12 protein-coding genes are annotated in these 12,089 nt (G+C 67.1%); 9 read left to right on the top strand and 3 right to left on the bottom strand.

The genetic code is table 11. The annotated features are described in order from the left end of the window. The first annotated feature begins 488 nt into the window (after window positions 1-488). The 8 genes from ABZ815_RS44515 to ABZ815_RS44480 all read left to right on the top strand — a co-directional run bounded on the left by ABZ815_RS44515 (window position 489) and on the right by ABZ815_RS44480 (window position 8,151). Window positions 489-1,847, top strand: coding sequence for a radical SAM protein (locus ABZ815_RS44515; RefSeq protein WP_357707753.1), 1,359 nt, complete (start codon window positions 489-491; stop codon window positions 1,845-1,847). After that, a complete protein-coding gene (locus ABZ815_RS44510) occupies window positions 1,828-2,286 on the top strand; it encodes a hypothetical protein (RefSeq protein WP_357707751.1) in 459 nt (152 codons plus the stop codon). The genes ABZ815_RS44515 and ABZ815_RS44510 overlap by 20 nt, the downstream gene beginning before the upstream one ends. Before the next feature lie 100 nt (window positions 2,287-2,386). Continuing rightward, window positions 2,387-3,259: a radical SAM/SPASM domain-containing protein gene (locus ABZ815_RS44505; RefSeq protein ID WP_357707750.1), complete on the top strand. Its 873-nt coding sequence runs from the start codon at window positions 2,387-2,389 to the stop codon at window positions 3,257-3,259. A 215-nt stretch (window positions 3,260-3,474) separates the two neighbouring features. After that, complete coding sequence (locus tag ABZ815_RS44500; protein ID WP_357707749.1) at window positions 3,475-4,677, top strand: S8 family serine peptidase; 1,203 nt, start codon at window positions 3,475-3,477, stop codon at window positions 4,675-4,677. 9 nt (window positions 4,678-4,686) lie between these two features. After that, window positions 4,687-5,853 carry an NAD-dependent epimerase/dehydratase family protein gene (locus tag ABZ815_RS44495; RefSeq protein WP_357707748.1) on the top strand — a complete coding sequence of 389 codons (1,167 nt, stop codon included), beginning with the start codon at window positions 4,687-4,689 and terminating at the stop codon, window positions 5,851-5,853. Window positions 5,854-6,218: 365 nt separating this feature from the next. After that, a complete protein-coding gene (locus ABZ815_RS44490) occupies window positions 6,219-6,980 on the top strand; it encodes a zinc-binding dehydrogenase (protein WP_357707747.1) in 762 nt (253 codons plus the stop codon). Window positions 6,981-7,002: 22 nt separating this feature from the next. After that, window positions 7,003-7,758: a glycosyltransferase gene (locus ABZ815_RS44485; RefSeq protein ID WP_357707746.1), complete on the top strand. Its 756-nt coding sequence runs from the start codon at window positions 7,003-7,005 to the stop codon at window positions 7,756-7,758. Window positions 7,759-7,845: 87 nt separating this feature from the next. Continuing rightward, a complete protein-coding gene (locus ABZ815_RS44480) occupies window positions 7,846-8,151 on the top strand; it encodes a hypothetical protein (protein ID WP_357707745.1) in 306 nt (101 codons plus the stop codon). Window positions 8,152-8,200: 49 nt separating this feature from the next. On the opposite strand, the gene ABZ815_RS44475 is transcribed toward ABZ815_RS44480, so the two are convergent. Beyond that, window positions 8,201-8,782 carry a GNAT family N-acetyltransferase gene (locus tag ABZ815_RS44475; protein ID WP_357707744.1) on the bottom strand — a complete coding sequence of 194 codons (582 nt, stop codon included), beginning with the start codon at window positions 8,780-8,782 and terminating at the stop codon, window positions 8,201-8,203. 52 nt (window positions 8,783-8,834) lie between these two features. Here ABZ815_RS44475 and ABZ815_RS44470 point away from each other — a divergent pair, with 52 nt between their 5' ends. Next, window positions 8,835-9,758 carry a LysR family transcriptional regulator gene (locus ABZ815_RS44470; RefSeq protein WP_357707743.1) on the top strand — a complete coding sequence of 308 codons (924 nt, stop codon included), beginning with the start codon at window positions 8,835-8,837 and terminating at the stop codon, window positions 9,756-9,758. On the opposite strand, the gene ABZ815_RS44465 is transcribed toward ABZ815_RS44470, so the two are convergent. Both ABZ815_RS44465 and ABZ815_RS44460 read right to left on the bottom strand, forming a co-directional pair. Continuing rightward, window positions 9,727-10,479 carry a serine hydrolase gene (locus tag ABZ815_RS44465; RefSeq protein WP_357707741.1) on the bottom strand — a complete coding sequence of 251 codons (753 nt, stop codon included), beginning with the start codon at window positions 10,477-10,479 and terminating at the stop codon, window positions 9,727-9,729. The two genes, ABZ815_RS44470 and ABZ815_RS44465, sit on opposite strands and share 32 nt — an antisense overlap. Continuing rightward, entirely contained in the window at window positions 10,476-12,059 is a 1,584-nt protein-coding gene (locus ABZ815_RS44460; RefSeq protein ID WP_357707740.1) for an amidohydrolase family protein, read from the bottom strand. The genes ABZ815_RS44465 and ABZ815_RS44460 overlap by 4 nt, the downstream gene beginning before the upstream one ends. Between the last annotated feature and the right edge of the window lie 30 nt (window positions 12,060-12,089).

Here is a 12,089-nt window from a genome sequence, read left to right as displayed (position 1 = left end):
TACGGCGGACTTCCGCGGAGTGCCTGGCGGCGCGCCGTACTGCCTGACGACTTCGCCGGCCGTCGGCTTGTGGAAGCGCCTCGACGCACCGCCAAGAGGCCGTCGTGAGCCAGGCGCCGGCGTTGAGCGCCCGGGCCCGGCAGCGCCACCGGTCGGGAACGCCTCGACGCCTGGCCGGAAGCATTCACCATCAACTGATGGGTGAGCTTAGGTGGTCGCTCGAACAGCGGATGGCCGAACCTTTGCAGCAGTCTTCGTTGACTCCCTCAAGACGGCAGATAGTCTCGGACCAGAGCTCGGGATTGAGATAGCATCCGAAGTTTTTCGAAGCCTCTTGAGGTGAAGTTCTCGGTTCTGCGACGCAGAACTCTCGTCAGCCCTCAAGGAATCGCGTCCGGATGGCATCGACGGTTGGAATTCCCGCTGAGCGGCGCCGGGCGAGTGCATTCAATGGTTGAAATCACAGCCAAGTCCAAGGGAGTGGTCGCATGGACATGAGGAGTGCGCTGCGCGACGGCCAAGGTGTCCTGAGCACCGAGGTGTCGATTTTCGACGGGGCCGATGGCGAAGCGATAGTCCACCTGCCATTGAAAGGGCGGGCCTTCCGTGTCGACGAACGCGTCAGGCGGAATGTCGAGGAACTCGCGGCAGGTCTGAGGGCGCCCGACGAGATCGGCGACGACGTCCGGGAGGTCCTGCACCGCATGGGCATCCTGGGTGGCGAAAGGACGCCTGAACCACGGACGCCGCCTCTGCAGGAGTTCACCCCCCTCGAGGCCACGCTGATCCTCACCGAGAGCTGCAATCTCGGGTGCACCTACTGCTATGCGAGCGCCCTGCCGAAGAAGTCTCCGCCGATGAGCGAAGAGATAGCGCGCGCGGCTGTCGACCTCGTGCTCCAGAACGCGAGCAAGACGGAGCAGAATCTTGCGCTGTTCCGCTACATAGGCGGCGGTGAGCCCACGGTCGAGTGGAATCTCCTCAAGGCGATCACGGAGTACATCGGCACGACGTCTCGGGAGCTGGGAGTTCGGTACCAGATCCGTCTCATCACCAACGGCACGCTGCTGACGCCGGATCGGGTCGCCTGGATCAAGGAGAACATCCAGTTCGTGACCTTGTCCTTCGACATCCTGCCCGAGCTCCAGGCGCAGCGGGCGTACGCGAACGGGCGGTCGACGCACGGAAAGCTCCTCGATGTCGTCAGGGAGCTCGCGGACAATGGAGTCGCCTTCCACCTGCGTACCACCGTGTCCGCCCGAGGTGCGAGTCGGCTGGCCGAAATGGTGGCGTTCATACACGAGCACACGGCAGCCAAGAGCATTCGCTTCGAGCCGATGGCCGAGATCGGGCGATCGCTTGAGCAGGGAATGGCCAAACCCTTGCAGCAGGAGTTCGTCGACTCCTTCAAAGAGGCGTACGAGCTCGGCCGGGAGCTCGGCATCGAGATCACCTGCAAGATGTTCCAGAATACCCTGAGGCGAAGTTCGCGGTTCTGCAACGCCGAATTCTCCGTCACTCCCGAAGGGATCGTGTCCGGCTGCCATCGATACAGCCGGGAGGAGCACGACGGATACGATCTGTTCCGCATCGGGCGATACGACGGCCAGCGGTTTCAGTTCGACATCGACCGGGTGAACGCCCTGCGGTCCATCGATGTGCACTCGTTCGCCGAGTGCACATCGTGCATGGCGCGCTGGAACTGCGCAGGCGGTTGTCTTTCTGCCCGGGTGGGACGCAACGGGGAGATCTCCCAGAAGGGCCCGCTTTGCGACCTCACCAGAGACCTGCTCGTATTCTCCATCGAGCAGCAAGTGGAGGATGCAAATGTCGAACGAAGAGGATGAGCTGTTCGTCTCGGACCCGATCGACCTGAGCCGCCAGGTTTATGTGGACGGTAACGACTACCAGCTCCTCTGCTGCGGCCCGAGTGGCGGAGGAACTTTCGGAGGAGGGGGTTCCACGGACAACTACCTGACTGCGGCGGAAGTTCTCTATGAGCTGACCGGAAATCCGGGTCAGGTCGTGCGCGACGTCATCACCTACCAGCACGAGGAAGGCACCACGATCGAAGTCGACCTGCTGAAGGGACACTTCAAGATCAAACGCGGTGACGAAACGCTGTACACCGGCCGTAAGGCCTTGGAGTTGCTGATGCGGATGAAGGGCCTGACCTTTGATCAGGCGCTTGAATGGATCGTCGAGAAATACTCCGTCGAAGCGGCCAGAATGCTGGCCGAGGATTACGTCAAGAGGCGCCTTGCGGCGCTCTCCGACCCCTCCTGAAGGGACGGGGCAGTACTTCTGACCGACGTGGGGTTGCCCGCTACGGCCCTGGCCGCGATCCAGTAGCACGCCGGCCCGGCACGGGCATGGAGGAGACAAGGTGCCGCCGCAACGCGTCCTTGAGATCACGACCAACATCGGCTGTCGGCTGCGGTGCTCCTACTGCCCGCAGTCGACGGTGGTCCGCGCCTATCACAAGGAGCCGGACGGGGGCGGAGCTCCGCGGGCGTTGCTCCACACCATGACCCGGGAGTCGTTCAGGGCGTACATCGACACCGTTCCGGCGTCCGTGCACATCCACTTCTCCGGCTTCAGCGAACCCTGGCACGCCGAAGACTGCGTCGAAATGATTCACATCGCGCATGAGCGCGGCCACACGATAGCTGTTTTCACGACTGCGGATCGGATGACGGCCGAGGACGTGTCCCGCCTCGCCGACATCCCGTTCAAACGGTTTCTGGTGCATCTGCCCGACGGCGGAGGGGAGATGCGCAAGAAGGTGGGCGCCGAGTACGTCTCGTTGCTGAGGCTGTTGGCGTCGAGCGCGATCCATAATCTTGAGTACCACACCATCGGCACGCCCCACCCGCGGATCGCGACCGAACTCGACGCAATGTGGTCCACTCGGCGCATCCAAAGTCGTGCAGGCAATGTGAAATGCTCGTCCACAGCGGTCGGCGTGGCTTTCAGCGCAGCCGAGATCGCGGCACGGAACGCGCGTACGACATTGATATGCCGCAAGGACCGCATATTCGCCAACGTTCTTCTGCCCAACGGGGACGTACACCTCTGCAGCATGGACTACGGCCTGGAACACCGGCTCGGCAATCTGGGGGACCAGACGTACCAGGAGATCGCGACGGGGCCGGGATTCGCGCGGACTCTTGCCGCGCTGAACGATCCGGATTCGGATGTTCTCTGCCGGCGATGTGAGTACGCCCTGCCGGGCGCCTATCGCGGCCGTGACACGTGACACGGTTCGAGGCCCGTCCTCCCGAAGGGCCGGAGACAGCAGAGAATTTTCTTTCCTTTGAGGATGGCCGACGACCTGGGCGGCAGGCTCCGAGCTACGCTCGGAGTCGCGACGCCGACCACCGCGTCTGCGGAGGCGCTCTGCGAGGTGCTTTTCGAGAGCGCCGACGGTTCACCTGTTCCCACTCGTTGAGATCACTCCGTGCTGGAGGTGGCGTGATCGATATTGGCGGCCTCTACCATGCGCAGTGGCATCTCCACAGTCGGCTCAAGCACGATGAGGTAGATGTCCGTTCATCGCTTCGCTGCGACGAGGCGTGGGCTGAGCTGAACAACTTCGGCGACCCTCATGTGGTGGTCGCGACCACCGACAGTGGGTGCCGGCTCGACCATCCTGCTTTCGGCGGGCCGGAGAAGTTCGCCGGATGGGGATACTTCGAGGGCAGGGAACTGCGCACCATGGCCACGTCGAGGAGCATGGGCTCGGGGATGTACCTGCCCGGTCAGCATCATGGAACCTCAATGTGCGCGCTGATCTCGGCGGTCGGCGGAGACCAGCCTGTCGGCGTCGCGCCGGCATGCCGGTTACTGCCGATCAGATTGCCGACCGATGCCAACCTCGCCCATGTCTCGGAGGACGCGATACTTCGCATCCTGGATTACGTGGCCGAACGGGCGGACGTGCTTCTGATCTCCTGGTCGAAACTCCCGTACTTCTTGCTGTCGAGTACCGTTGTCGACCGCATCGGGGAGCTCACGGAGTGCGGAGGCCGGCGCGGCAGAGGAGTTGTCGTCGTCTGTGCGGCAGGTAATTCCAACTGTCCGATCCAGTTCAGTTCCGGGACCGCGATACCGTACGAGGCCCATTTCGGGAGTGGCAGGCCGTTCGGGCCGGACGTCAAGCGCTCAAGGACGTTTCGCAACGTTCTCGTCCCGTTGCCGGGCGTGTTGCATGTGAGCTCTGTTTCAAGTTTGGCCCGGCGTTGCCACTACTCGTGCTACGGCCCGGGAATCGATCTCTGTGCGCCGTCGAGCAACTCGCGGGTGTTCCGGGGTGACATGCTGGCCGGTCTGGGGCTCACGACGGCCACGGCTGACCCGGCGAAACCAACCCATCGGTTCAAGGGCACCTCGGGCGCGGCGGCGCTCGTTGCCGGCACGGCCGCGCTGGTGGTGAGTGTGAACTCAGGACTGTCGGCGTTGGAGGTGTGCCGGGTCTTGCAGGAATCCGCTTCGAAGGATCTGGACCACGCCGGTTACGAACCTCCTTCGCCCGCGTCACCTGATTCCGCATGGGACCTTCCTCCCGTCACTCCCTTCGGTCAGGGGTCGTTCAACGACCATGGGTGGAGCCCCTGGTTCGGCTACGGCAAGGTGGACGCGGTCCAAGCGGTGACATTGGCACGGAATTGGAAGTGAGCTGGCCTTATGGAGGGCACAGACCGGGTGAACCGTTGTCGCGACCGCGAGACAGACCTGTGGATCGCGGTGACCCCAGAATGCGCCACCTCCGTCCGCTCGGAGGCGGTGCACGAGCCCTCGGCGGACGTCGCGCTGAACGCCGGAGCCGGCGCTGTGGTCCAGGCCGCCGACAGCGGGCATCGATCGCGATCAGGCGGAGTTGTGCGCGCTCTGGTAACCGGTGCCGCCGGATTCATCGGAAGCCACCTCGTCGAGCGACTGCTCGCCGAGGGCCATTGTGTGCGAGGAATCGACTGCTTCAGTGACTTCTACTCGCCCGCACTCAAGCGCGGGAATCTGGCGGGCGCCGTCGATCACCCGCGCTTCGAGTTCGTCAACGCGAATCTCGCCCGTGTCGAGATCGACCGGCTCCTGGGTGAGGTCGATGTGGTGTTCCATATGGCCGGCCAGCCAGGCGTACGAACGTCATGGGGTGACAACTTCGCGGCGTACGGCCGGAACAACGTGGGTGTCACGCAGCGGTTGCTGGAAGCGGCGAGCCGCGCTTCCGTCAGACGAATGGTCTTCGCCTCCAGCTCCTCGGTGTACGGGGAACAGCAGGCATGGCCCACCGGCGAGGAGGCGCCGACGCTGCCGGCAAATCCGTACGGAGTCACCAAGCTCGCTGCCGAGCATCTGTGCCGGGTGTACGCGCGGAGCCACCAGTTTCCGGTCGTGAGCTTGCGGTATTTCACCGTGTACGGTCCCCGGCAGCGGCCGGACATGGCGTTGCACCGCATGCTGAGGGCTGCCTGGGACGGCGTGCCGTTCCGGCTCTTCGGCGACGGCGACCAAGTACGCGACTTAACCTTCGTCGCAGACGTGGTGACAGCGACCATCGCCGCCGGGACATTGCCGGTGGAGCCGGGTGCGGTGCTCAACGTCGCCGGTGGCTCGGCGACGTCGGTGAAGGAGCTGATCTCAATGGTGGAGGAGGTCGTCGGTCTTCCCGTGCCGATTCTGGGCGGCGCATGCCAACCGGGCGACGTCTCGCGCACCGGAGGCGCCATCGAGCGAATCAAACGCGTGCTGTGCTGGAGTCCACGAGTCGAACTCCGGGAAGGGGTCCGGGCCCACGCGGAATGGTATCGGCGGTGCGTGTCCCTTCAGGGGACTCTTCGGCACCGCTCTTGATCCGTCAGCGCGACCGTCCGTGCGGTGGTCGCGATCGGGCCGGATCACCTGAGGAGACTCGCCTCTGCCATTGACGATGATCCCCCGCTCTCAGGGCTGAAGAGCCCATGCGTGCGGGGTTACGGGCCGGTGGGAGCCGTGACGTGAGTTACCGACAACGTGAGGTCGTCTTCGAAGGTCCGGGTGACATCTCGATAAGACCACGCGAGCTGCCCTCATCGCCGTCGCCCTACAACCTGATCGTTCGAACGCGGTCGTCGATCATGAGTTCCGGCACTGAGACGGCGTTTCTCTACCACCCGCCGGGGTCTCCGGCGAGTCCGAGATTTCCCATCCGGCCCGGGGCGGGGATCGTCGGAGAAATCGTGCGGGTCGGGGACGCCGTGAAAGGGGTTCGTCCCGAACTCAGGCTGGGGCAGAGGGTGTTCGTCAGACAGCATCATCAGGCGTATGCGCACTGTGATGCTCTGAGCGACTGCATCTACCCGGTTCCTGACGATGTCACCGACGAGGCGATGCTCCTCGCCCGCCAGGCGATCATCGGAATTCACGCGGTCAGGACCGCCGGTATCGGGCTCGGTACTTCTGTTCATGTCATCGGGCTGGGGGTCATCGGGCAGCTGATCGCCCGTCTTGCCGTCATCGCCGGTGCGCGGCCGGTGTCCGCCGTGGATCATCATCGGAACCGTCTTGCCGCGGTCCAGCGGGTCGCACAGGTGGCACCACTCGCCGAAGACGTGAAGAACGAGGTCGACGTCGTACTTGTGGCATGCGGCAGTCCTTCCGCCGTCACGGAAGGGCTCGAGATGACCGCGGTGGGCGGCGCCCTGCTGCTTGTCGGCGGCCGGGCGGGGATGACGAGTATCGACCTGACAGGCCGGGTGTTCCGGCGGAATGTCCGGATCATCGGTGTGCACCAGACCGGCGCCGTGGGGCCGAACGGCGACTCCGCGAAATGGCAGAGCCTCCTGGATCTGGCTGTTCGCCTCATCCGTGACGGGTCGCTCAACATAGAAGGACTCATCACCCATCATGTAGCTCCGAGTGAGATCGCGTCCTCGTACGAGTTGTTGCTCGGGGACAAAGGCAACCGCATCGGGGCGATCATTGATTGGACCATCGATTGAATGGCGGTTCGGAATGTCATCAGTGGGGATCTGGTGCGCGGTCTCGGAATCGGAATATGCCTTGCTCGGTCTCACCCTGCGAAATCTGCTCGAACACGACGCTGTCCGCACCGCGCTGGTACTTCACACCGGCCCCAGGCGTCCTCCCGACTACGGCGGTCTCGCCTCCCGCTACAGCAAGGTTCGCGAAGTTCACCGGGACTTCGGCGAGGGGTACTCCAGGAGCCTTGGCCAAGGAGGCTACGACCAGTTGTCGGCCAGGAACCATGCATTGGACCTGATCGAGGACTCCGGTGTGGAGTGGCTGCTCCAGTTCGATGCCGACGATTATTACGATCCCGGCCTCCTCTCGATCGTGACGCGACTGGACGAGGGGCACGATGCGGTGGTCTGCTCCTGCTACACCCTGACGTCGGAGACTCGTCATTGGCATGAGCCGCGACTGGACAAAGTCGTCGGAGGAAAGCTGTTGCTCGACCCGCACACGAGAGTCTGGCGCTCTTCCCTGCAGAAACGGTTCGAGCTCTGTCCGGTCGCCTCGAAACAGTACGAGAACATCACCCGTCACTGCGGTGTGTCCTTCTCCGGTCATCCTCCATGGCACTTCAGGACCTTGGAGGGGCAATTCCACTTCCACCTTCACTGCCTGCTGGGCAAGCGGCACACCGCGGCTCGCACGGTGAGCCGGGAGTTGCCGACGCCCATCTCGCCGGAACTGCAGGAGTGCCTACAGGAGCTGAAACGTTGTGCAGGCCCGCGAGTGGCGGGGGATGGGTGAGGGGTTGACGGCGGAGCGGGAGTGGTTATGTTCCTTTTAGGAAAGTTTCCTAAAAGAAGCGTCCATCGGTCCTCAGGAGGCGTCCTCGTGCTGTCCAGGAAGTGGGCCACCGGCCTGCCCGCCACGACCCTGCTCGCCACCGCGCTGCTCGCGGGCCTCGCCCCGGCCGCGCACGCCGTCCCCGACGGCTGCACCACCAGCGTGAACGGCTCGACGGCCGAGAGCCGCTGCACCGGCGGCACGGGGCAGCACCAGATCGCGATCACCGTCCTGCACGTCAACCCCAGCGTCGGGTACGTCTACAACGTCGGCCCATGGGTCTCTCCCGGCCAGGTCTCCGCGGCCACCATCCCGCCCGGCACGATCATCTCCATCCGCACCAACAAGCGCTGAGACGCGGGCGGCCGCCTCCGGGCGGCGGCTGACCCGCCGCCGAGGCGGGCTACCTGCTCGCCCGGCGCCAGTCGCTCGCGGCGAGGCGGTACAGGACGTGGCGGCGCAGTCGGTGCCCGGGTGGCAGGACGGGATGGTCGAAGTCCCCGCCAGGGTCATGGACCATGCCGAGTCGTCGCATGACGGCGCTGGAACGCGTGTTGACCGTGGCCGTGAAGGAGACCACCTCCGCCAGCCCGAGGCGGTCGAAGGCGAAGTCGAGCGCGGCGGCGGCCGCCTCGCTCGCGTAGCCGTGGCCCCACGAGGCGCGGTTCAGCCGCCAGGCGACCTCCGTGGCCGGCATGAAGTCGGCCTCGAAGGTGGGCTGGTTCAGGCCGGTGAAGCCGATGAACTCGCCGGTGTCCAGCCTCTCCAGCGCCCAGCGTCCCCAGCCCTGCCGGGTGATCGCCTCGTCGCTGGCGGCGGCGAACGCGTCGCTCTGCTCGCGGCTGAGCGTGGCGGGGAAGTGTTCCATGACCTCGGGATCGGCGTTGAGCGCCGCGAAGGGCTCGCGATCGGCGGGCAGCCAGGGGCGCAGCAGGAGCCGCTCGGTGCGCAGCTCGACCGGCGGCAGAAGGGTGGAGTCGATCACCGGTGACATCTTATGCGCGGAGCGAGGTAGGAGAGCTCGTACGCTTGGTCCCGTGTTGAGTAGTAACCGGCTGCGTGTCCTGCTTGAGGTGTTCCGGACGGGCAGCATCGCCGGTGCGGCCCGGGTGTTGAAGCTGTCGCCGTCCGCCGTGTCCCACCAGCTGTCGCGGCTGGAGCAGGAGGCGGGGGTCGGGCTGGTCGAGCGCAACGCCCAGAGCCTGCGGCTGACCGAGGCCGGACGCCGCCTGGCCATCCGCGCCCAGGAGGTCGTCGACATCATCGAGGCGGCCGAGAAGGACCTGCTCGCCCAGGCCAGGGTGGACGCCGGCGAGCTGCGCATCGGCTTCTTCGCCTCCGCCGGGTACCGGTTGCTGCCGCTGGCGCTGTCGCGGTTCGCCTCCCGGTATCCCAAGGTGGCGCTCGACCTGGTGGAGGGCCAGCCGTACGAGCTGCTGCCCGATCTGGAACGCGGCGCGCTCGACGTGCTGGTGGTCTTCGAGCACGCGCTCGACCCGTGGCAGTGCCCGGAGGGAGTGGAGGTGGTCCACCTGTTCCACGAGCCGCAGCTCCTGGTGCTGCCGACCGGCCATCCCGCCGCCCAGCGCTCCGGCATCCGGCTCGCGGACCTGGCCGAGGAGCCGTGGATCACCACGTTCGGCGCCGAGCACCCGGTGTCGATCCTCGAACGGGCCAGCACACTGGAGGGCTTCTCGCCGCGCATCCGCTGTCGCAGCGACCACTACGAGGTCACGATCGGCCTGGTACGGGCCGGGCTCGGCGTCGCGCTGGTGCCGAGCCTCGGCCTGCAGGGCGCGACCGGGCTGCACACCTGCCGCCTGACCACGCCCAACCTGTTCCGCAGGATCGGCGTGGCCAGGCGGCCGACCAATCCGAACCCGGCCGCCCGGTCGTTCCTGGCCTACCTGCGTACGGCCTCGGCCCAGCTCAGGAACTCGCTGGAGCCTTCGCTGCGCTGAGGCGGGCGGCGACGTCCAGGCCGGCTCGCCGTACGGCGGAGGTCAGGTCGTGCTCGCTGCCCGCCGGGCCGTGGGCGAGGACGGCGTAGGCGATGCGGCCGTCCATGATGCCGACGTCGGACCGGACGCCCTCGTCGGTGCCGGTCTTGTTGGCCAGCCAGTCGCCCTCGGGATCGTGCCTGAGCAGGGCCGGGACGAGACCGTGGTCGGTGTTCCTGCGCATCCACCCGCGCATGAGCGCCTGCCAGCCGCCCGGACCGGCGAGGAGCGCGGCCAGGCCGGAGAGCTCGGCCGCGGTGCCGATCGCGAACGTCGGCGGGTCCTGGGGGGTGCGCGGCTCCCTGATGCGGTCGAGCAGCCTGGTCCGCGACAGCCCGAGCGCCGCGGCGGCGGCGTTGACCCGGTCCAGGCCGATCGTGCGCAGCAGCGCGTTCGTGGCGGTGTTGTCGCTGACGGCGGCGGTCAGCACGGCGAGGTCGCCGACCGTCCAGCTGCGCGCCGACAGCGCCGTGAGCAGCCCGGAGCCGCCGCAGTAGTCGTCGTCGTGCAGCGTCACCGGCGTGTCGGGGGCCAGGATGCCGCCCTCGACACTCATCGCCACCTCGGCCAACAGCAGCAGCTTGCCGACACTGGCCAACGGCAGCTCGGCGTCCTCGTTGACGCCGTGGAACTCGCCCGTCGCCAGATCGCGCGTCGCGACGGCGAGCGTGATGTCGTTCACCGCCCGATGATCCTTCCTGGTCTGTCCTCGGTGAGCCTGTTGTCCTGCACGGCGAGCCGTCCGGCCACGACGACGGCCCTGATGCCGACGGGGGGCAGCAGCGGGTCGGCGTAGGTCGCGCCGTCGGCGACCGTCCCGGGGTCGAAGAGCACCAGGTCGGCGTGCGCCCCGTCGCGTACGACGCCCCTGTCCTCCAGCCCGAACCGGTCGGCCGCCATGCCGGTCATCTTGTGGACGGCGGTCTCCACCGGGAACAGGCCCTGGTCGCGGGAGTAGCGGCCGAGCACCCTGGGGAAGGTGCCGGCCAGACGGGGGTGCGGGTGGCCCGGCTTGGGCACGCCGTCCGAGCCGATCATGGCGAACTCGCTCGACAGGACCCGCTGGACGTCGTCCTCGCGCATGGAGTGGCTGATGATCGTCACCTCGCCCTCCTCGGCGAGGAGCAGCTCGGCCGCCGCGTCCACGGGGTCGCCGCCCAGCTCGGCGATCGTACGGCCCTCGGCCTCGGGATGACGGGTGGCGCAGGCGACCGAGATGCGGTCCCAGCCGCCGTTGCCGACCGTGTTCTCCCAGCCCGGCACGCCCGTCTCGATGGCCGCGCGCATCCGGTCGCGCTGGCCGCGGTCGCGCAGCCGGTCGAGCAGCGCCTCGGTGCCGCCGTCGTTGGCCCACGGGGGGAACATCGCCGACAGGGACGTGCTGCCCTCGGTGTAGGGGTAGACGTCGCAGGTGAGGTCCATGCCCTGGGCGCGCAGCGCGGCGATGCGGGGGAGCGTGCGCAGGGTCTTGCCCCAGGCGTGCTTCCCGGCGGTCTTGTGGTGGCTGACGTGCAGCGCGGCCCCGCTCCGGCGGGCGATCTCGACGGCCTCCTCCAGCGCCTCCTCGACGCGGGACATCTCGTCCCGCAGGTGGGTGACGTACGGCTTGCCGTGCCTGGCCGCGACACGGGCCAGCGCGACCACCTCGGCGGTGTCGCCGTACGTGCCCGGGGTGTAGATGAGGCCGGTGGACAGCCCGGCGGCCCCGGCGGCGAGCGCGTCGTCCAGCAGCGCGCACATGGTGTCGAGCTCGGGGGGAGTGGCCGGGCGGTCCTCGTAGCCGAGCACACCGGCCCGGAGGGTGCCGTGGCCGACGAGGGAGGTCAGGTGGTTCGACCGGGGAGCCCGCTCGTGCGCCTCCACGAATTCCTCGTAGTCCTGAAAAATGGGGATGTTGCCGCCGAAGCCGGCCCTGCTGGACCGGCGCAGCGCCGGCACCCGCTCGGGCAGCGCCGGGAACAGGCTCGACCCGCAGTTGCCGCAGATCTCCACGGTGACGCCCATGAGCACGGGCGCGGCGGCCAGCTCCCGGCCCGCCTCGCCGAGCAGGGTGACCGCGTCGGAGTGGGTGTGGACGTCGATGAAACCGGGCGCGACCACCAGCCCGGCGGCGTCGATCACCCGCCCTCCGCCGCCGTCGGACGGGCCGCCCCCGGGCAGCAGGACGAGGCGGTCACCGCGGACGCCGACGTCGGCCCGGCGCAGCGGCGAGCCCGTCCCGTCGGCCACGAGGCCGCCGCTGATCAGCATGTCGAGGCTCACGTGGCCGAACCCTTCCCGAGTGGCGAGCCG

The organism is Nonomuraea sp. NPDC047529 (genome assembly GCF_040642995.1).
GTDB lineage: Bacteria > Actinomycetota > Actinomycetes > Streptosporangiales > Streptosporangiaceae > Nonomuraea.
The sequence above is the reverse complement of the archived record's forward strand: the minus strand, read 5'-3'. Positions and strand labels throughout refer to the sequence as shown.